We start from the raw sequence: 19,159 nt of genomic DNA, 5'->3' as shown, positions 1-19,159 counted from the left end.
ATCATGCCGTTGTCATCCTGACGCCGGAGTTGATGTGCTGACCCCGCCCTGAAGGGCGCGGCCTGCACGCTACGTTTCCCGGTCACCATGGCGTGACCCGCGGGGCAGGGGTGATCATGCTCGGGTCCAGGTAGGCCACGCTGGCCGCGCCGAGCAGCTTGATGGTGGTGGAGATCTCCTCCCGCAGCAGTTCGTGCAGCCGGGCGAGAGCCTCCTCCCCGCCCGCCGCCAGCGCCATCGCCGCCGCCCGGCCCAGGACGACGACGTCGGCGCCCAGGGCGAGCGCCTTGACCACGTCGCTGCCGCGGCGAATCCCGGAATCGAGCGCGATCGGCACCGTCCCGCCGACCGCCGCCACCACCTCCGGCAACGCCTCAAGCGCGGCGGGCACCGCGTCGAGCTGGCGCCCACCGTGGTTGCTCACCAGCACCGCGGCCGCGCCGGCGCGCACCGCCCGCACCGCGTCGGGGCCGGTGAGCACGCCCTTCGCGATCCACGGCAGCGGCGAGGACGACGTCCGCTCGGCCAGTTCGTCCCAGGTCCAGACCGGCTCGTGCCGGATGAACAGCTGGCCGAGGGTGTCGGCCAGGTCCTCGGCGGTGGCATGCGGGTAGTTGCCGCTGACCGTCTCGACGTCCACGTCGAACCGGTTGCGCATGTTGCGCTCGCGCCAGCCGGCGCTCGGGCAGTCCAGCGTCAGGCACAGGGCCGCGAAGCCGACGTCGGCCGCCCGGTCCAGCATCGCGGTGAAGTTCGCCACGTTGCCCATCGGGTGCAGCTGGGCGATGCGGGCCGCGGCCGGCGCCGCCGTTGTCACCTCCTCCCAGGAGAACGAGCCGGCCTCGGGCACCATCGAGGCGACCCCCGCCTTCGCGTTCGCCCGGGCGACGGCGAGGTGCCCCTCGGGATGCAGCAGGCGGTCGGCGCCGAACGGGCTGGTCAGCACCGGCATCGACAACGCGATCCCGAGGAAGGTGGTGGACAGGTCGGGCTCGGCGACTCCGGTCATCAGCCGGGGTCGCAGGGTCCAGCGGTCGAAGGCCGCCCGGTTGGCCCGCAGCGTCTGCTCGCCGCCCGCGCCCCCGTCCAGGAAGTCCCAGATCTCGGGCGGCAGCGCGGCGCGGGCGGCGTCGTAGATCTCCCCGACCGTGGCGAACGTCCCGGCCGAGGCAAAGCTGACAAAGGTTTCCATCAGGGCTCCCGGTTCTCGCCTCAGCCGGCGAGCAGTTGGCGGTCGGTGGGTGCGTCTCCCAGGCCGGCGATGATGTCGACCAGGTCGGACGGGGTCAGGTTCGTCTTGTCGGGGCCGGCGGCGTCGAAGACCACCCGCCCGCGGGCCATCACCAGCAGCCGGTCGCCGACGTCGATCGCCTGGCGCATGCTGTGCGTGATCATCAGGGAGGCGCAGCCGAGCCGGTCGTGCATCCGGACGGTCAGCTCCAGTACCCGGGCCCGGGTACGCGGGTCGAGGGCGGCGAGATGCTCGTCGAGCAGCAGCAGCTTCGGCTGGGTGAGCCCCGCCATCAGCATCGTCACGCTCTGTCGCTGTCCGGCGGAGAACAGCGCGACCGGGTCGGTCAGCCGGTTCTCCAGTCCCAGCCCGAGCGTCGCGAGCTGGGCGCGCATGAGCTCGCGGCGCTGACGGGTCAGCGCGGGACGCAGCCGCCGCCGGCCGCCGCGGGCCATCGCCAGCGCGAGGTTGTCCGCGAGGGACAGCTCCGGCGCGGTGCCGGCGAGCGGGTTGTCGAAGACCCGGGAGATCCAGGCGGCCCGAGCGTGGTCGGGCAGTCTCGTGACGTCCCGCCCATCGATGATCACGCGGCCGGACCGGGGGCGGTGCACCCCGGAGACGACGTTGACCAGGCTGCTCTTCCCGGCACCGTTGCTGCCGACCACCGTCACGAACTGGCCGGCCGGGATGTGCAGGTCGAGGCCGTCGAGGGCGGTGACCTCGGTCGGCGTGCCCGGGTTGTGGACGAGCCGGATGTTCTCCAGGCACAGCATCAGCCGACCTCCTCGGCGACGGGTTCGGGGCGCCGCGACGCCGTGGACCGGACCGGGGGCGACGATCTGGCTCCCGGCGCGGCGCGCGAACGTGGGCGGGGCAGGATCTTGTTCAGGGTCGGCAGGTACCGGTTGACGGCGACCGCCGCGACGAGGATCAGCGCGGTGATCCCGTCGAGGTCGGTGGCCTCCAACCCGGCCCGCAGCGCGCCGACCAGGATCGCCCGGTAGAGCACGGTGCCGGCGAGCACACTCAGCGCCACCCGGCCGACCCGCGAGGCGGAGCCGGGCCGGGCCACCAGCTCGCCGAGCAGCACCGCTCCGATCCCGGCGAGCAGCGTGCCGGTGCCGGTGGAGCTGTCCGCGAAGCCCTGGGACTGCACGATGAGCGCTCCCGACAGACCGGCACCGGCGTTGGCGAGCGCGAGGCACAGCGCGAGCGAGCGCCGGTCGTCGACCCCCTGGGCCCGGGCCATGCCGACGTTGACGCCGGTGGCCCGCAGGGCCAGTCCTACCTCGGTGAGCAGCAGCAGACTCACGCCGGCCAGGAACACCAGGGCAAACGCCGCGAGAATCGCGATCACGATCCAGTCGTGGGCGGTCGGTGCCAGACCGCTCAGGCCGCCGAACAGGCCGGCGCCGGCGTCGAGACTGGTCGAGGGCCGACCCAGGACGCGCAGGTTCAGGGTCCTCATCCCGATGCTCATCACCAGTCCGGCCAGGATGACGGGGACGCGGAACGCCAGGTGCAGCGTTGTGGTGACCAGACCGGCGAGCATCCCGGCGGCGATGGCCGCGATGATCGCCACCGGAACGGGCAGGCCGTGGTTGAGGGAGACCGCGGCTACCGCGCCGCCGAGGGTGAGGCTGCCGTCGACGGTGAGGTCGAAGTCCTGCCGGATCCGGATGACGAGGTAGATCCCCATCACCACCGGCAGCAGCGGGAGCCCCGCGATCAGGGTGTCGGTGAGAAGGTAGTGCATCGGCGCTACCTCGCCGTCGCCGGCAGGGTCAGGTGCAGCGCGGTGAGCGTCTCGGGGTTGACCTCCCAGATCAGCCGGCCCGGCCGGCCGAAGGGCGTGGTCTCGGGCTTGGCGCCGGCGACCACCTTCGCGGCGAGGTCACCCGCGGCCGAGCCGAGCTCGGCGTAGCTCGGCCCAAGTGTCGCCAGCACGCCACGCGTCGTCGCGACCCCGGAGGTGAGGTAGAGCGGGATGGAGTTGGTCGCGGCCACGGCGCCGACCGCCGCGGTGCCGGTGGCGACCGCGGCGTCCGGCCCGATCAGCATCGTGTCCGTCCGACCGACCAGGGAACGGGCGGCGCTCTGGACGTCGGCGCTGCCGGCGATGGTCGCCTCGCGCAGCGACAGCCCCGGTCGGGCCTTGATCGCCTTGCGAAGCGCGGCCACCCAGACCTGACTGTTCTCGTTGGACGGGTCGTAGATGGTCGAGATCCGCTTGGGGGCGGGGCTCACCTGGGCCAGCTCGTCGAGCAGCCGGGCCGGATCGATGAAGTCGATCGTCCCGGTCACGTTGTGGCCGGGGCGGTCGAGGCTGTCGGCGACCTTGCCGCCGACGGGATCGCCCATCGCCAGCGCGATGATCGGATGTCTGGAGTCCTGCTGGGCCATCGCGATGACGGCCGGCGTGCCGATGACGGCGATGAGCGAGGAGTCGGAGCGCGACAGGTTGCGCGCGATGCTCTGCACCAGCGACGGGTCCCCGTTCGCGTTGCTGACCGAGAAGCTGACCTTTCGAGGCGCGAGTGCACTGGTCACCCGCTTCCTGAACGCGGCCTCGACGGTGGTGACGATGTCGGCCTGGGCGATCTCGAAGATGTTGACCTTGACCGGGTCGCCGGACGATGCCGACGACCCGGAGCTTCCTCCGGAGCCTCCGCACCCGGCCGCGACGAGCCCCAACGCGCCTGCCAGCACACTCACCGCCAGCCGACGGCGGAGGGAGGTCATATTCATCCCGTCTCCTAACTGAGAAGTTCTTCTCAGATGAGGATCGACTGGAGGTGTTTCGCCTGGATAACGCACATCGGCCAGCCCTGTAACGGATGTACCGGGTGGTCGCCAGCCGCCTGGCGAGCGTCGGGGTGGGGAAAACCCGACCCTGGCTGGCAGGCCACGCCCCTCGTGCGCGGCCACGACGGTTCCTGGCGTCGATCTCGACAGATCGCCAGTGTCACGGCGGCCCGTGTCGCATAATCCGGGGCAAACCGGACGAGGAACCGCGAGTTCGCGACACGATGCCGCTGTCCCCCGTGCGCACTTCCCGCCCACGGGAAGTGCGCCCGATATGCGACGTACCGGTCGAGGTCGACCCCGGTGCCGATCATCGCCGCTCCCAGCCGACGGTCGCCATGGGTGAGGCCGCTGGCCGGGGCGTGCACCCCGACGGACGCGGTCCCCGCGGCGCTCCGGTCCGTTCGGGTGGGGACGTAGCCTTGCCGACATGGCACGAGGGCCCGACGGCGCGGAGCTGGAGCGGACGCTTGCCGAGGTCGGGGCGCGGTTGCGGCGGCTGCGGCACGAGCGGGAGATGACGCTCGCCGAGCTGTCGGCCGGCACCGGGATCTCCGCGAGCACGCTGTCCCGGCTCGAGTCCGGGCAGCGCCGGGCCACCCTCGAGCTTCTGCTGCCGCTGGCCCGGATCTACCAGGTGCCGCTGGACGACCTCGTCGGCGCGCCCTGCGCCAGTGACCCGCGGGTGCACGGCAAGCCGATCACCCGCGGCAACATCACCATCCTGCCGCTGTCGCACCGTCCCGGCGGCATCCAGACGTTCAAGCACATCATCGCGGCCGGCCCGCGGACGGAGGATCCCGATCCCCGCAGCCACGACGGCTACGACTGGCTGTTCGTGCTGAACGGACGGTTGCGAATCGTGCTCGGCGAGCACGACTTCGTCCTCACCGCGGGTGAGGCGGCCGAGTTCGACACCCGCGTCCCGCACTGGTTCGGCGGGGCCGACGAACATTCCGTCGAGTTCCTCAGCATCTTCGGGGCCCAGGGGCAGCGGGTCCACCTGCGGGCCCGCTCCCGCCCGTCAACCGGTGCGGTGTAGGCGGACGACCGAGTCCGTCCGGGTGCCCGGTTCGCCGTCGGGGGACGGCACGCTGGGGACGACCACGGCGCGGGCGGCGACGACGCGCCAGCCGTCGAGGTCCAGCGCGGCGACGATCTCTTCGGGGGTCGGCAGGTCGGCGTGCGGCGGCGGTTCGGTCATCCAGGACGGGAAGCCCAGGTGGCCGATGATGATCAGGCTGCCGCCCGGGGCCACCGCGGCCGCGGCCCGGCGCAGGATCCCCTCCCGGTCCAGCCGGACCGGGGAGTGCAGGTAGGACGTGGTGACCAGGTCCCACGCGCCGGCGGGGAAGTCGGCGTCGAGGTTGTGGCACGCCCAGCGGATCCGGTCGTCGACACCGGCCGCCCGCGCCGCGCCGGCTGCCCGCTCCAGCGCGGTCGGGGAGATGTCCACCGCGTCGACCCGCCAGCCCTGCCCGGCCAGCCAGATCGCGTCGCCGCCCGTGCCGCAGCCGAGGTCGAGCGCGGTGCCCGGGCCCGCGGGCGACGGGCGTTCGGCCAGTTCGTCGACGAGGGCGGGGTTGGCCCGTCCGCTCCACGGCTCGCTTTCGGTGTAGAAGCGCTCCCACATCTCGGTGGGATCGGTCGAGGGATCGACGTCGTGAATCCAGTGCCGCCCGTGGCCGGCCTGGCCCGCGGCGGCGCTGTCCCGTCCCTCGTCGAGTTCCGCTTCGTGATCCATCCGCACGTCCGCTCCTGTCTCCGGCACGGTCTGTCACCTGCGCACCTAGCATGCGCAACCCGCCCCACTCCCGACAAACCTTCGTGCCGCAATGGCAACGCGGCGGCCGGCGGGCCCCGGTCACCCGGCCTGTCGGCCGAGCGTCACAGGGACGCCGGTGGTGGTGCTCAGATGGGAGACTCCGCGTCGACACGGGGTCGGAGGGGTGCGCGGGTGGACTGGGAGCTGCGGGCGTGTGCCCGCAAGGGGCATGTCACGTATCGGCCCGACGAGCGGGAGCTGGCGGAACGGCTGACCGCGCCGACTCCGGCCGGGCCGAGCTGGCGTTGCCTGCGCTGCGGCGACTTCGTGCCCGGCGACCCGAAGCTCACCGGGCCCGCGCAGGACGCGCCGGTGCTGTTGCGCGGCCGGGCGCTGCGGGACGCGACGGTGCTGCGGCTGCTCGCGCTGGAACGATTCGTCCGGGCGCTGCTGATGGTCCTCGTCGGGTACGCCATCCTGCGGTTCCGCCGGTCCGAGGCGCGCGTCCAGCACCTGTTCGACCAGGCGGTGCCCGCCGCGAAGCCGCTCGCCGACGTGCTGCACCTCGATCTGGACCATTCCCCGACCCTCGATCACCTACGGCACCTGCTGCACACCCGGCCGCAGACGCTGCTGCTCGTCGCCCTGCTGCTGTTCGGGTACGCGGCGGTGCAGATCGTCGAGGCGATCGGGCTGTGGCTGCTCAAGCGGTGGGGCGAGTACTTCGCGGTGGTGGCGACCTCGGCGTTCCTGCCGCTGGAGGTCTACGAGCTGACCGAGCGGATCACCGTGCTGCGGGTGGGCGCCCTCGTCATCAACGTCGCCGCCGTGGTCTATCTGATTGTGAGCAAGCGGCTGTTCGGGGTCCGCGGCGGCACGGCCGCCTTCGAGGCCGAGCGGCACGCCGCCTCACTGCTCGAGGTCGAGCAGGCCGCCCACCCGCAGGCCGCCGACCCCCACGCCGGCCACCCCCATGCCGGCCCCTCACGGTCCGGCCACGACGATGCCACCCATCCCGCGACCGCGCGGGACGTCACCGCCGGAACCGGCGGCGCCCCCAGCGACCCGGCCCGCTGATCTCGCTGTCGCCGGTGTGGCGACTGACCAGCGGATTTCGGCGACCACTCGGCCGTCTCGACGACTCGGCCCCGTAGCGGCGACCTCCCACGCCACCGCTGACGCCGGACCGCCGTCCGGGTGATTCCGGCCAGGGTGCGCGTCCAGGGTTTCCACACTTCGCCGTTCCGATTACGGTCACATGTACGCGATGCGCGTTAGCTGAGCAGATACAGCGCGCCGTCCGGACAGTCCAGAGACGATCACACTGTCAAGGGCAGGAAATTCCTGAGCAGCAATTCCGCCCACCTGTGGCGGGCCCCGGCGGGGAAGCGGATGCGAACGATACGTGGATGTGTTCCGAGGGTCATCAACCTGACATGCACAAACTTTGTACTGATTCCATGACGCCCGCCGGGATCGCCGACGCGCACCGCCACCTCGGGGTACTCCCGGCGTACCCGTTCTACGGAGGTCCGGCCGTGAACCCGGACATCGGCGCCCGCGCCACCGTGGCGCAGCTGATCGCCGACCTCGACCGGGAGGGCACCGAACGTGCCCTGGTCATCCCGAACTACGGGGTGCCGGACGTGGCGCGGACGTTCGCGCTCAACGACCTCGTCCTGGAGGCGGCCGCGCATGACGACCGGATCCGGGCCGGGCTGTTCGTCTCCCCCCGCCCCCAGGACGCCGAACGCACCGGGTACGCCCTGAGCCTGGCGGGAGAAGCGGGGGTGCGGGCGCTCAAGACCACGTTCCTGCTCGGCGGCAGTGTCGATGACGCCGACTGTCTCGCCCAGCTGGAGCGGATCTTCGCCGCCGCGGTCGCACACGACCTGATCGTGCACGTCCACACGTCCCCGGGCGCGGCGAGCGACATCGACCAGGTCGGGAAGCTGGTCGACCGCTTCGGTGACGAAGCGAAGATCCATCTGGTGCATTTCGGCGGAGGAATGAGCGGGCACATCAAGCTGGCCGGTGGCAGGTTCTTCGACTGGATCGCGGCCGGAAAGCGGGTGTATACCGACCTGAGCTGGTCGATCGGATTCGCGCCGCGCTGGCTCGCCGCCGAGATGGACCGGCGCGGCCTCGGCCACGACCGGCTGTTGTTCGCCTCGGACGAACCCTGGGGCGACCACGCCGGCGAACACGCCCGCCTCAGCGCCGCGGTAGGCGATGGAGAACTCGCTCGTCAGGTGTTCACCGCGAACTTCGCCGCCCTCTACGACTGACACCGCCGCGACCCGGCGCCGCCGCGACCCGGCGCGCCGAAAGCCCGCCCCCGCTTTCCCGACCTTCCCTAGTTTCATCCAAACTCCCCGACTTTCCCGACTTTCCCCGCATGCTCATCCACTCACCCGCCCAGGCCCGCACCCGCGGGTCGCCACCATCGTCCGCCGCGCCCATCAGTCGCCGCGGCCGCGCATCCGAAGGAGAGCACATGTCGCTGGACGACACGATCGCCGAGAACATCGCCCGGAGCCTGGCAGAGATCCCGCACCCGTCCCTGCCCAAGGGCAGCAACATCTACGGCAGCACCAAGATCTTCCCGGACTACCAGGCCGAGAACGGCGAGTGCTACTTCACCCTCGTCCACGGCATCGCGCACGAGTCCTCGGTGAGCTTCGTCGCCGTCCTGCAGGCCACCCGGGCGCTGCGCAAGGGCTTCGAGTCGGCGATCTACTTCTACGGGCCCGGTGCCATCAACTGCGTCGCCAACCGCGGCTTCCCCACCACCGGCGACGCCGCGTTCCCCGGCGAGACCAACATCAACCTCGCGCTGGAAACCTTCGTCAAGGAGGGCGGCACCGTCTACTGCTGCCGCTTCGGCCTCGCGCTGCACGGCGCCCGCGAGGAGGACCTCATCTCCGGCGTCATCCCCGCGCACCCCCTCGACGTGCAGGACGCCGTGATCCACTACGCCCGCAAGGGCGCCATCATCAACTCCACCTACATGGTGTGACCCGATGACCAGCACCGCGCTGAGAAGTGAGCTCGCGGTCCGCGGCGTGGCGGTCGACGCGGGCGACACGCCCGTGTCCCGCCGCGGCGGTGCCGGCCCCTCCGACGACGGTCACGTCCTGCTCGGCGGGGTCGGCACCGCGCTGCCGATCGTGCCGACCAGCCGCTACCGGTTGCGCGCGGGCCGGCTGCTGCTCGACGGGGCCGACCTCGGGCTCGACGTCCAACCCGTGCGCCGGCCGGCGTTCTACGACCTCACCACCGCCGACGGAGTCCCCTACCACCAGCTCGCCCGGCTGCACGGCGCGGACGTGCTGGCCACCACCGTCGTGCAGACCTGCGTGCGGTACGGCGCCGACGAGCGCTGCCGGTTCTGCGCGATCGAGGAGTCGCTGCGAGCGGGCGCGACGACCGCGGTCAAGACGCCGGCGCAGCTCGCCGAGGTCGCCGAGGCGGCGGTCCGTCTCGACGGCGTCCGCCAGCTGGTGATGACCACCGGCACGACCGCCGGGCGCGACCGTGGCGCCCGGCATCTGGCCCGCTGCGTACGGGCGGTGCTCGCCGCCGCACCCGGACTCGCCATCCAGGTGCAGTGCGAGCCGCCCGGCGACCCCGCGGTCCTCGCCGAGCTGCGCGACGCCGGTGCCGCCAGCATCGGCATCCACGTCGAGTCGCTCGACGACGCGGTGCGCCGCCGCTGGATGCCGGGCAAGGGCTCGGTGCCGCTCACCGAGTACCGCGCCGCCTGGCGGGAGGCCGTCCGGCTCTTCGGCCGCAACCAGGTCTCCACCTATCTGATCATCGGCCTCGGGGAGGACCCCGAGGAGCTGGTCGCCGGGGCCGCCGAGCTGATCGAGCTCGGCGTCTACCCGTTCGTGGTGCCGCTGCGCCCGATCGCGGGCACGCTGGCCGTCGACGTCGACGGGGCAACCCCTCCCCCCGCCGCCGTCGTCGCCGACGTCACCGCCCGGGTCGCGGCGCTGCTGCGCGAGGCGGGCATGCACGGCGCGGACCAGCGGGCCGGCTGTGCGGCCTGCGGGGCGTGCAGCACGCTGCGCTCGGCGGGTGCCTGATGGACCGCCTGATGGACCTCGGCGGGGTCCTGCTCGGCACCCCCGCGCCGGCCGGGTTGCGACCGGCGTGGACGATCGACGCGGCCGCCGACCGCCGCGATCTCGCCGACTACCAGCGGCTTCGACGCGAGGTGTTCGTCGCCGAGCAGGAGCTGTTCGCCGGCTCCGACCGCGACGACGCCGACGACGACGAGCGCACCGTCGTCCTGCTCGCCCGCGACGCCGACGGCGCGCTGCTCGGCGGCGTGCGGCTGCACTGCGTCACCGAGGCCGATCTCGGCTGGTGGCAGGGCAGCCGGCTGGCGGTGACGCGTGCCGCCCGCGGCCGCACCGGGATCGGGACGGCCCTCGTCCGGGCGGCCTGCGCCTACGCCGAGCAGGCCGGGGTGCTGCGCTTCGAGGCGACCGTCCAGGCCGGAGCCGAGCCGATGTTCACCCGCCTCGGCTGGCGCCCGGCCGGTCCGCGCACGGTGGCCGGAGTGCCGCACCGGCTGATGCGCTGGCCGCTGGAGCGCTTCGCCCGGCAGGCGGCCGCGGCGAAGGCGCCGCTCGGCCCGCTGCTCGCCGGTCTGAGCCCCGGTGGGGCCGGTTACGTCGGCGACGACGGCGCACCGGTACCCGGCAGCGACCTGATCGCCGCCTGCGACGCGATCGTGCCGTCGCTGGTCGAGCGCGACCCGGAGTGGGCCGGCTGGTGCGGGGTGCTCGTCAACGCCAACGACCTGGCGGCGATGGGCGCCGAACCCGTCGGGCTGCTCGACGCCGTCGGGGCCCGGGACGCCTCGTTCGCCGCGCGGGTGCTGTCCGGGCTGCGCGCCGCGGCGAGCGCCTACCGGCTGCCGATCCTCGGCGGGCACACCCAGTTCGGCGTGCCGGCGGCGCTGTCCGTCACGGCGCTCGGGCGGGCCACGCGGCCCGTGCCGTCCGGTGGCGGGCGGCCCGGCCAGACAGTGACGCTGACGGCCGACCTGGGCGGCGACTGGCGGCGCGGCCACACCGGGCGGCAGTGGGACTCCACCACCGCGCGGCGCGCCGACGAGCTCGCCCGGCTCACGAGCGTCGTGGCCCGCACCGCCCCCGCCGCGGCGAAGGACGTCAGCATGGCCGGCCTGGTCGGCACCCTCGGCATGCTCACCGAGGCCAGCGGCTGTGCCGCGGTGCTCGACGTGGCCGCGATTCCCCGCCCGCCCGGCGCCGGTGTCGCGGACTGGCTGTCCTGCTTCCCCGGCTTCGCGATGTTCACCGTCGACGAGCCCGGCCGGGGTGTCGCCGACGCGGGCCCCGCGACCACGGCCGCCTGCGGTGCGCTGGTCGCCGGCGACGGCGTCGCGCTGCGCTGGCCGGACGGCGAGCTCACCGTCGGCGTGCCCGGCGCCGTCACCGGCCTCGGCCCGGCGGGAGAGGTCCGGCCGCCTGTCGGCGCATGGCCGGCGGGCGACATCAGGCCGGCCGCGACATGAAGCCGCCGCGTGAGGTCCGGCCCGCCGGCACGGCGAGGCCGGCGGGCGGAACAGGAGCGGCGGGCGGGCCCGGATCCACGGACGGGCCCGTGCTCAGGGGGAGTCGTGGATCGGTGGGGGGACCGGTTCGACCAGTGGGCCCGGATCATCCCGGCCCGGATCGAGCAGGGAGATAACATGATCACCGTAGGGGCGGTCGCGGCCGAGTTCGGTCGTGACCTCGAGGCGGCGTTCACCCGGATCGCCGCGATCCTGGACGACGCGCGGGCGCGGGGGGCGCACCTCGTCGTCCTGCCCGAGGCGGCGCTCGGCGGATACCTGACCACCCTCGACGACAGCCCCGCCCCGACGGGCGCCGAACCCCCCACCGCCGACCCCGCGCCGGACGGCTCCGGGCGCGTCGAGGCAGCGCCGGGCGACGACGCGGCCGAGGACTCGCTTCCGCCGGCGCTCGCGCTGGACGGCCCGCAGCTGCGCCGGCTCGCCCGGCTGGCGGGCGACCTGGTCGTCGTCGTCGGGCTGTGCGAGGACGGCGGCGGCGCCCGGTACAACACGGCCGTCGCCGTCAATGGAGACGGGCTGCTCGGCGTGCACCGCAAGGTCCACCAGCCTCTCGGCGAGGGTGCCTCCTACCGGGCCGGGGACAGCTTCACCGCCTTCGACACCCCGCTGGGCCGTATCGGCATGCTGATCTGCTACGACAAGGCGTTCCCGGAGGCGGCGCGGGCGCTGGCCGTCGACGGCGCGCAGATCGTCGCCTGCGTCTCCGCGTGGCCCGCGTCGCGCACGTTCCGCGCGCCCGATCTCGCCGACGACCGCTGGACCCGCCGCTTCGACCTGTTCGACCAGGCCCGCGCGCTGGAGAACCAGGTGCTGTGGGTGTCGTCGAACCAGGCCGGGTCGTTCGGGTCACTGCGGTTCGTCGCCAGCGCCAAGGTCGTTGACGCGGGCGGCGAGGTGCTCGCCACGACCGGCACCACCGCCGGCGTCGCCTACGCCACCGTCGACCTGCCGCGGATGCTCGCGTCCGCCCGGGCGAGCATGTTCCACCTGCGCGACCGCCGCCCCGACGCCTACCCCGACACGGCGCTGCCATCCGGCACGAGCCCGCTCGACCCCTTCCACTCGATCCTGGGTCCCGGCGCGCCGGCCGGCGGCACGCGGGCCCGCAAGGTCCGGTGCGCGTGACACCGCCCGACGCCGCGGCGCCGACCGGCATCCAGACGCCGACCGGCATCGAGACGCTGCCCGTGGTCGTCATCGGCGGCGGGCAGGCGGGGCTGGCGATGAGCTGGCACCTGGTCGCCGACGGCGTCGAGCACGCCGTCCTGGAACGTGACACGGCCCTGCACACCTGGCGCGACGCCCGCTGGGACGCCTTCTGCCTCGTGACCCCGAACTGGCAGTGCCAGCTGCCGGGCTACGCCTACGACGGGCCCGACCCGGACGGCTTCATGGTCAGATCCGAGATCATCGACTGGCTCGACGGCTACCGCGCGAGTTTCGACCCGCCGCTGCGGGAGGGCACGGCGGTGACGTCGCTGCGCCCGCTCGGCGACGGCCCCGGCGCCGAGGATCCGGCCGGTGGCTTCACGGTCCAGACCGATGCCGGCACGATCACCGCCGACCAGGTGGTGGTGGCCACCGGCGGCTACCACACCCCGGCCGTGCCCCGCCTCGCCGAACGGCTGCCCGAGGACCTCCACCAGGTCCACTCGGCCGCCTACACCAGTCCGGCGGCGCTGCCGGACGGCCCGGTGCTCGTCGTCGGCACCGGCCAGTCAGGCGCCCAGATCGCCGAGGACCTGCACCTGGCCGGCCGGCGGGTGCACCTCGCGGTCGGCAACGCGCCGCGCTTCGCCCGCCGCTACCGCGGCCGCGACGTCATCGCCTGGATGCACGACACCGGCCACTACGCGAAGCCCGTGACCGACCGGCCGCTGGCGGAACGCACCCAGGACCGCACCAACCACTACGTGACCGGCCGGGGCGGCGGACGGGACATCGACCTGCGCGCCTTCGCCCGCGACGGGATGGTGCTGCACGGGCGGCTGACCGGCGTCGCGCGCGGCCGGTTCCACTTCGCCGCCGACCTCGCCGCGAACCTCGACGCCGCCGACGAGGTCTACAACGGCATCAACGGCCTCATCGACGAGCACATCGCGGCGCACGGCCTGGACGTGCCGATCGGCCCGAGCCGCTACCGCGCGGACTGGGTGCCGGCCGCCGATACCGGGCCGCGCCTCGACGTCGGCGACGTGGCGGCCGTGGTCTGGGCGACCGGCTTCACCCGCGGCTACGGCTGGCTGCACGCCGGCGTCTTCGACGGCGCGGGGCATCCGCAGCACCGGCGCGGCGTCACCGCCGTTCCCGGGCTGTACTTCCTGGGCCTGCCGTGGCTGCACACCTGGGGTTCCGGCCGCTTCGCCGGCATCGCCCCGGACGCCGCCCACCTCGCCGACCACATCCGGGAGCGGGTCCGCGCGCGCTGCCGGGACGGTCGGTGACGGGCCTGCGCGTCGCCGCCGCCGCCGCCCACTTCGGCCGTGACCTCGCCCGCTCGCTGGAGCGCATCGCCTCGATCATCGACGCGGCCCGGCGCGCGGGCGCGTCGCTGCTCGTGCTGCCCGGTGGGGCGCTCGGCGGCTACCTGGCCGACCTGCGCTCGCCGGATCCGGACGCGCTGCCCCCCGCGGTGGCGGCGGACGGGCCGGAGATCCGCCGGATCGCGGCGCTGGCCGGGGAGATGGTGGTCTGCCTCGGCTACACCGAGCTCGACGGCGGGCGGCGGTGGAACTCGGCGGTGTGCGTGCACGGCGACGGCGTGCTCGGCCGCTACCGCAAGGTCCACCAGCCGCCCGGGGAGGCGCTCGTCTACGCCGCCGGCGACCGGATCGCCGCGTTCGACACCCCGCTGGGCCGGCTGGGGATGCTCATCGACTACGACAAGACCTTCCCCGAGGCGGCGCGGACGCTGGCGCTCGACGGGGCGCGCCTGGTCAGCTGCGTGTCCGCGTGGCCGGCGAGCCTGACCCGGCGCGCCGAGCGGCCCACCCAGGACCGCCAGGCCAGGCTGTTCGACCTGTACGACTGCGCCCGGGCGGCGGAGAACCAGATCGTCTGGCTGTCGTCGAACCAGACCGGGACGATGGGCGGCCTGAGCTTCTTCGGGCAGGCGAAGGTGGTCGGGCCGGGCGGGGACGTGCTCGCCCGCACCTGGGCCAAGGGCGGGCTCGCGATCGCCGAGCTGGACGTCGACGCGGAGATCGACCGGGCCCGCCTCGTCCTGCACCACCTCGCCGAGCGCCGTCCCGAACTGTACGGGCACAAGGAGGCCCGGTGACGGCCACGCCCGGGGGCGTGCGGGTCGCACTGCTGACCTACTCGACGCGGCCCCGCGGCGGCGTCGTGCACACCCTGGCGCTCGCGGAGGCGCTGGTCGCCCTGGGGGCCGGCGTCGAGGTCGACGTGTGGACGCTCGCCCGCGGCGGGGACGGCGGCTTCTTCCGACCCGTCGACCCGCGGGTCCGGGTGCGGGCGGTGCCGTTTCCCGAGGTGCCGGACGAGCCGGTGGGCGCCCGGATCACACGGTCCATCGCGGTGCTCGCGGACGCGTTCGACGCCGCCGGCTACGACGCCGTGCACGCCCAGGACTGCATCAGCGCCAACGCCGTCCTCGCCGCCACCGAGGCCGCCGACCCCATCAACGCCAGCACCGGGGGCGGGTCGGGACCGCGGGGGGCGGCGAGGTGCGTGCGCACGATCCACCATCTCGACGCCTTCAGCACCCCGGAGCTCGTCGCCTGCCACGATCGCGCCGTCATCGCGCCCACCGCGCACGTGTGCGTGTCCACCGCGGTCGCCGCCGAGGTCGAGCGGGGTTTCGGGATCCGGCCGGTGGTGATCCCGAACGGGGTGGACGCCGCGCGGTTCGCCGCCGGCGCCGCCGACCACGACGCCCGGCGGGCCTGGGCGGCTCGGCTCGGCCGGTACGTCCTCACCGTCGGCGGGATCGAACCGCGCAAGGGCACCGCCGATCTGGTCGAGGCGATGGGCCTGCTCCGCCGGGTCCGCACGGACCTGACCCTGGTCGTCGCGGGCGGCGAGACGCTGTTCGACTACCGCGACTACCGGCAGGCCGTGCTCGCCCGGGCGGCGCGCCTCGAGGTGGTCCCGCGGATCCTCGGGCCCGTCGACCACGCGGCGCTGCCGGCGCTCGTCGCGCAGGCGGAGGCGTTCGCGTTCCCGTCGACGAAGGAGGGCTTCGGCCTGGCCGCCCTGGAGGCGCTGGCCGCCGGGGTGCCCGTGGTCGCCCGGGACCTGCCGGTCCTGCGGGAGGTGCTCGGCGGCGCGGCGCGCTACGCGACGACCGCCGACGACCTCGCCGCCGCCCTGCTCGACTCGGCCGGCCACCCCGACGAGCAGCCCGACGTGCGACGGGCGGCCCACGGCCAGGCCGTCGCCGCCCGCTACACCTGGGCCGCCGCGGCCCGCGCGCACCTGGACCTCTACCGACGCCTCGCCGCCGACCCCGACCCGAACTCCGAGCCGACCACGAGTGCCGGTAGCCAGTCGCGATCCGCCGGGTAGATCCGCACGCGAGGGTCCGCGGCCGACTTCCCATGGGTGGGAGGAGCACCAAGTCCACCAGGACGGTGCCCACGGCCGGCGTCCACGGCCCGCTTCCCCTGGGTGGACCCGACCCGCCATTGTCCCCGGGCCCGCTCGTCTGACCTAGCACGCCGGTCCCGGCCGGGATCGGGACTGACCGGGCACGCTGGCACCTGGCCGGCGGCCGGTGGGCGGTTCGGGGCGCGGGCGGCCGCCGCCGGGGGTCGTCGACCGCAGCGTCTGGTAGATCTCGGCGAACTCGCGGACCGCCCGGACCGAGCGATAGCCGGCGAGCCTGCGGGCGAGCATCCGCAGCCGCTCTGAGGTCCGCGCGGAGTTCACCCGGACGTCGAGCCGGGCGGCGCGCGTCGCCCGCGCGCAGGCCTCCTCCACGTCCCCGCGTTGCAGGTGGACCTCGGCGAACCAGGTCTCGTACAGCGAGATCTCCCGCGCCCGCAGCGGGTCGTAGCCGGTCAGGCCCTGGCGCAGCCGCTGCTCGGCCCGGTCGGGCCGGCACAGCTCCGTCCAGCACCGGCCGGCCATCACGTCGATCTCGCGGCCGTCGAGCCAGTAGACCCACTCGGGGTCGGCGTCCGGGTCGCGCCGCGCGAACAGGCGCTCGACGGTGGCCAGCGACCGCTCGCACGCGCGCCGGTCCCCCGCCCGGGCATGCGCCCAGGCGAGGCGGTCGGCGAGCAGCGCCTGCGTGGTCGCCGAGGCGGCGGAGCCGACACCGGCGCAGGCGGTCTGCGCGAGCAGCACACCGCGGCGGACGTCCCCGCGGTTGACCATCTGGTAGGCCTGGGTGGAGATGAGGTTCGCGGCGAGCGAGGGGTCGGCGCCCGCGTGGGCCGCGCGGATCCCGCCGGTGAGGTAGCGCTCCGCGGCGGCGTGCCGGCCGGCGTCCGCGGCGATCCAGCCGGCGAGCTGGCACAGCTGGGCCACCGACGACAGCAGCCGCCGCCCTACCTCGGCGCCGTAGACGGCCTCGCGCAGCATCGTCACGGTGCCCAGCAGCTCCCGCTCGACAAGGCTGACGAGGTCTCGCCCGCCGACGTAGTCGTCGAGGCGGCGGAACTGCCCGACCCGCCCTTCCACCCGCTCCGCCAGCGCGGCGCCGACGTGCCGGCCGGCGGCGAGCTCGGCGAGCTGCGGCGGTTCCATCAGGAGCCATTCGTGGGCGAGGCGGACGGCGTCCCATCCGTCCGCCTCACCGGCGGGACCGGCGGGACCGGCGGGACCGGCGGCGGGTGTGACCGGCGCGGTCGCCGTCCGCGCCGCGACCGGCTGTCCGGGCACCCGCGGGCGCGTGGTCGCCACCGCCCCGGCCGACGGCGCCGCGGGGAGCGAGCCGCGGGCGTGCGCCGCCGCGGCCGGGGAGGCGCCGACGCGCGCCGGCGCGGAGTTCAGGGCGATCCCGGCGGCCGCGGCGGAGCTCGGGGAGGCGGCGGCGCCGGCGGACCCGCGGGCGCCCGCGGACACGGCGGGTGACGGGCCGGCGGGTGACGGGCCGGCGGGCGACGGCCTGACGCCGGTGACCGTGGCCGACAGGTAGGCCGCGAGCAGATCGTTGCTGTGCCGCGTCCACGCCGGCGCGCCCGGGCTGATCCCCGCCGCGCCGCCGGCCACCAGCTCACCCGCACCCCCTGGCGCTCCCTCCAGCCGGACCGCCGGACCATCCAGCAGCGCCGGGCGCCGGCTCCCGGGGGCCGGCACACCCGCGGGCAGCCCTGCCGTCTCCGTCGCCGGGCGGGCCAGGCCCGCCGGTGGACGGCTCACCTCCGGCGGCCCGTCGGCCCGCCCCGGCGGGGTCGCCGGCCAGCCGGGGTCGGGCCGCGTGCCCGCCGTCCCGCCTGGTGGCGGCTGTGGGCCAGGCCAGGTCGGCGTCCCCGCCGGCTGCCCGCCGACGGCCTCGCCGGGCAGCGGAGGCCGGAAGCCCAGCTCCGGCTCGGTCACGCCGAACAGCCGACAGTACGAACGGCGGTAGGCAACGCCCGGAAAGACCTTTCCGAGCTCATGGCGGCGGACCATTTCGGCGGTGGCGGCCGGCGGGGCAAAACCGTCCTTCGCGGGCAGTCCGCGCAGTCGTTCGGCGAGTCCGTCCTGAGTCAGGCCATGCGCCTCGCGAAAACGCCGAAGTATGTTCGGCGTCCATCCCGGATGCTTATCGACAGACACGTCGACCCCGTTCCCTCGACACCGTCCGTGCGGCCTAGATCAGGATAGTCAGCGGGGTCAGGTGAACGGGCCGAACCAGCGGAACAGGGACCTCCGCCACCTCCGTGTCCGTTTCCTGTCCGGTGCACCGCCGGCCCGGAGAATCACCTGTCGGCTGCCCTGGTCCGTTTGCGGTGGATGCGGTCGACTGGGACTCCAACGCGGTTTCCGACCGGGTCGACGGGAGGTCCCCGGACGCGGGACCGCGCCCCGGGCGCCGGTCGGCAACGAGTTGCCCCCTCGATGGCCGACGCCCAAGCCGGTCCCGGGCGGGACCCGTGGGCCACACCTGCCCGCCCGGGACCGGCGCCCCCCTGCTCCGCCGCAACGCGCAGCGCGAGGGGCGGCCGGCGGGAGCCACGCCGCGAACCAGGCCGAGCGTGGGCCGAGCAAGCGTGGGCCGAGCAAGCGTGGGCCGAGCAAGCGTGGGCCGAGCGCCGGCGGACGCTGACGCCGGCCGAACCGGCCGCCTCGGTGCGGGCGGTATCAACCGGGGCAGCCGGCCGGCCGGGCGAAGGGGCCGGTGCGGCCGTCGCCCACAGTCACCTCAGCATGCGGCACGCCCGGCCGGGCGTCTACCTCCAGGAATTCGGCCAATTCCACACCAGCGGGAATCCGGGACGCGGCGGAACTCCACTCCGGGAACATTCTTTCGGAACGCCTGACAAAGACTCGGCCGGTCCGGAACAACTCTCGGCAGCCCGGCGACGGCAATATATTCTCAATGCCCGACGTCCGCCACGGAAGACACGGGAGCCGCCCGTCGCGTCGTTCGACGAACTCGATTCGACAATGCCCGTCGGCGTGTTCGCCGGATTCGATTCCCGGGACCGCGCCGGCCGCGGACGCCCGGTCTCACCGACGCCGGCCACCTGGCGCCGACGCCGGGTGCGGCTCTGGCGCGACGCCGGTGCTGGACGCGGAGCCGCGCAGGCCGGGCCGCCGGGTCCGCCGGGCGGCACCCGGTCCAGGGTGGACG

General features: G+C 74.4%; 16 protein-coding genes. 10 read left to right on the top strand and 6 right to left on the bottom strand.

The features are described 5' to 3' along the window. Positions 1–82: 82 nt before the first annotated feature. From C1A33_RS01140 to C1A33_RS01125, 4 genes are read right to left on the bottom strand one after another with little or no spacing between them, the layout of a single operon-like run. The gene (locus C1A33_RS01140) at positions 83–1,192 is read right to left on the bottom strand and encodes an alpha-hydroxy acid oxidase (RefSeq protein WP_101829654.1); all 1,110 of its coding nucleotides are present in this window, start codon (positions 1,190–1,192) and stop codon (positions 83–85) included. A 20-nt stretch (positions 1,193–1,212) separates the two neighbouring features. Next, positions 1,213–2,004 (bottom strand): ABC transporter ATP-binding protein, encoded by a 792-nt coding sequence (locus tag C1A33_RS01135; protein ID WP_101829653.1) that lies wholly within the window; start codon positions 2,002–2,004, stop codon positions 1,213–1,215. Further along, complete coding sequence (locus C1A33_RS01130; RefSeq protein WP_101829652.1) at positions 2,004–2,987, bottom strand: ABC transporter permease; 984 nt, start codon at positions 2,985–2,987, stop codon at positions 2,004–2,006. Before C1A33_RS01130 ends, C1A33_RS01135 begins: the two co-directional genes overlap by 1 nt. A gap of 5 nt (positions 2,988–2,992) precedes the next feature. Next, complete coding sequence (locus C1A33_RS01125; protein ID WP_101829651.1) at positions 2,993–3,979, bottom strand: ABC transporter substrate-binding protein; 987 nt, start codon at positions 3,977–3,979, stop codon at positions 2,993–2,995. 487 nt (positions 3,980–4,466) lie between these two features. Between C1A33_RS01125 and C1A33_RS01120 the strand changes: the two genes are divergently transcribed. Beyond that, on the top strand, positions 4,467–5,078 hold the full coding sequence (locus C1A33_RS01120; RefSeq protein WP_101829650.1) for a helix-turn-helix domain-containing protein: 612 nt from the start codon (positions 4,467–4,469) through the stop codon (positions 5,076–5,078). Here the strand turns inward: C1A33_RS01120 and C1A33_RS01115 are convergent. Then, positions 5,061–5,780, bottom strand: a complete 720-nt coding sequence (locus tag C1A33_RS01115) for a class I SAM-dependent methyltransferase (protein ID WP_101829649.1) — start codon at positions 5,778–5,780, stop codon at positions 5,061–5,063. The two genes, C1A33_RS01120 and C1A33_RS01115, sit on opposite strands and share 18 nt — an antisense overlap. A gap of 213 nt (positions 5,781–5,993) precedes the next feature. Between C1A33_RS01115 and C1A33_RS01110 the strand changes: the two genes are divergently transcribed. The 9 genes from C1A33_RS01110 (at position 5,994) to C1A33_RS01070 (ending at position 15,942) form a co-directional block, all read left to right on the top strand. Further along, a complete protein-coding gene (locus C1A33_RS01110; protein ID WP_243407053.1) occupies positions 5,994–6,878 on the top strand; it encodes a DUF2127 domain-containing protein in 885 nt (294 codons plus the stop codon). A 383-nt stretch (positions 6,879–7,261) separates the two neighbouring features. Next, positions 7,262–8,089, top strand: coding sequence for an amidohydrolase family protein (locus C1A33_RS01105; protein WP_101829647.1), 828 nt, complete (start codon positions 7,262–7,264; stop codon positions 8,087–8,089). Positions 8,090–8,298: 209 nt separating this feature from the next. Next, positions 8,299–8,820 (top strand): MSMEG_0572/Sll0783 family nitrogen starvation response protein, encoded by a 522-nt coding sequence (locus tag C1A33_RS01100; RefSeq protein WP_101829646.1) that lies wholly within the window; start codon positions 8,299–8,301, stop codon positions 8,818–8,820. A 4-nt stretch (positions 8,821–8,824) separates the two neighbouring features. After that, positions 8,825–9,892, top strand: coding sequence for an MSMEG_0568 family radical SAM protein (locus C1A33_RS01095; protein WP_101829645.1), 1,068 nt, complete (start codon positions 8,825–8,827; stop codon positions 9,890–9,892). Further along, entirely contained in the window at positions 9,892–11,352 is a 1,461-nt protein-coding gene (locus C1A33_RS01090) for an MSMEG_0567/sll0787 family protein (RefSeq protein WP_207770095.1), read from the top strand. Before C1A33_RS01095 ends, C1A33_RS01090 begins: the two co-directional genes overlap by 1 nt. A 177-nt stretch (positions 11,353–11,529) precedes the next feature. Continuing rightward, positions 11,530–12,540, top strand: a complete 1,011-nt coding sequence (locus C1A33_RS01085) for a carbon-nitrogen hydrolase family protein (protein WP_101829666.1) — start codon at positions 11,530–11,532, stop codon at positions 12,538–12,540. Continuing rightward, positions 12,537–13,859, top strand: a complete 1,323-nt coding sequence (locus C1A33_RS01080) for an MSMEG_0569 family flavin-dependent oxidoreductase (RefSeq protein ID WP_101829665.1) — start codon at positions 12,537–12,539, stop codon at positions 13,857–13,859. The genes C1A33_RS01085 and C1A33_RS01080 overlap by 4 nt, the downstream gene beginning before the upstream one ends. Then, positions 13,856–14,695 carry a carbon-nitrogen hydrolase family protein gene (locus tag C1A33_RS01075; RefSeq protein ID WP_101829644.1) on the top strand — a complete coding sequence of 280 codons (840 nt, stop codon included), beginning with the start codon at positions 13,856–13,858 and terminating at the stop codon, positions 14,693–14,695. Before C1A33_RS01080 ends, C1A33_RS01075 begins: the two co-directional genes overlap by 4 nt. Continuing rightward, entirely contained in the window at positions 14,692–15,942 is a 1,251-nt protein-coding gene (locus C1A33_RS01070; RefSeq protein WP_243407051.1) for an MSMEG_0565 family glycosyltransferase, read from the top strand. Before C1A33_RS01075 ends, C1A33_RS01070 begins: the two co-directional genes overlap by 4 nt. Before the next feature lie 144 nt (positions 15,943–16,086). On the opposite strand, the gene C1A33_RS01065 is transcribed toward C1A33_RS01070, so the two are convergent. After that, a complete protein-coding gene (locus tag C1A33_RS01065) occupies positions 16,087–18,141 on the bottom strand; it encodes an NsdA family TPR-like regulatory protein (protein WP_133150532.1) in 2,055 nt (684 codons plus the stop codon). Between the last annotated feature and the right edge of the window lie 1,018 nt (positions 18,142–19,159).

Origin of the sequence: Frankia canadensis (assembly GCF_900197875.1) — a bacterium.
Lineage (GTDB): Bacteria > Actinomycetota > Actinomycetes > Frankiales > Frankiaceae > Frankia > Frankia canadensis.
Note: the sequence above shows the minus strand (reverse complement) of the source record. Positions and strands in the feature narration are given on the sequence as shown.

Excerpts from the sequence above, each read along its gene's own strand:
- C1A33_RS01100 (WP_101829646.1), top strand. The coding sequence starts at position 8,299 with ATGTCGCTGGACGACACGATCGCCGAGAACATCGCCCGGAGCCTGGCA.
- C1A33_RS01115 (WP_101829649.1), bottom strand. The coding sequence starts at position 5,780 with ATGGATCACGAAGCGGAACTCGACGAGGGACGGGACAGCGCCGCCGCG.
- C1A33_RS01135 (WP_101829653.1), bottom strand. The coding sequence starts at position 2,004 with ATGCTGTGCCTGGAGAACATCCGGCTCGTCCACAACCCGGGCACGCCG.
- C1A33_RS01095 (WP_101829645.1), top strand. The coding sequence starts at position 8,825 with ATGACCAGCACCGCGCTGAGAAGTGAGCTCGCGGTCCGCGGCGTGGCG.
- C1A33_RS01140 (WP_101829654.1), bottom strand. The coding sequence starts at position 1,192 with ATGGAAACCTTTGTCAGCTTTGCCTCGGCCGGGACGTTCGCCACGGTC.
- C1A33_RS01120 (WP_101829650.1), top strand. The coding sequence starts at position 4,467 with ATGGCACGAGGGCCCGACGGCGCGGAGCTGGAGCGGACGCTTGCCGAG.
- C1A33_RS01090 (WP_207770095.1), top strand. The coding sequence starts at position 9,892 with ATGGACCGCCTGATGGACCTCGGCGGGGTCCTGCTCGGCACCCCCGCG.
- C1A33_RS01125 (WP_101829651.1), bottom strand. The coding sequence starts at position 3,979 with ATGAATATGACCTCCCTCCGCCGTCGGCTGGCGGTGAGTGTGCTGGCA.
- C1A33_RS01085 (WP_101829666.1), top strand. The coding sequence starts at position 11,530 with ATGATCACCGTAGGGGCGGTCGCGGCCGAGTTCGGTCGTGACCTCGAG.
- C1A33_RS01105 (WP_101829647.1), top strand. The coding sequence starts at position 7,262 with ATGACGCCCGCCGGGATCGCCGACGCGCACCGCCACCTCGGGGTACTC.
- C1A33_RS01130 (WP_101829652.1), bottom strand. The coding sequence starts at position 2,987 with ATGCACTACCTTCTCACCGACACCCTGATCGCGGGGCTCCCGCTGCTG.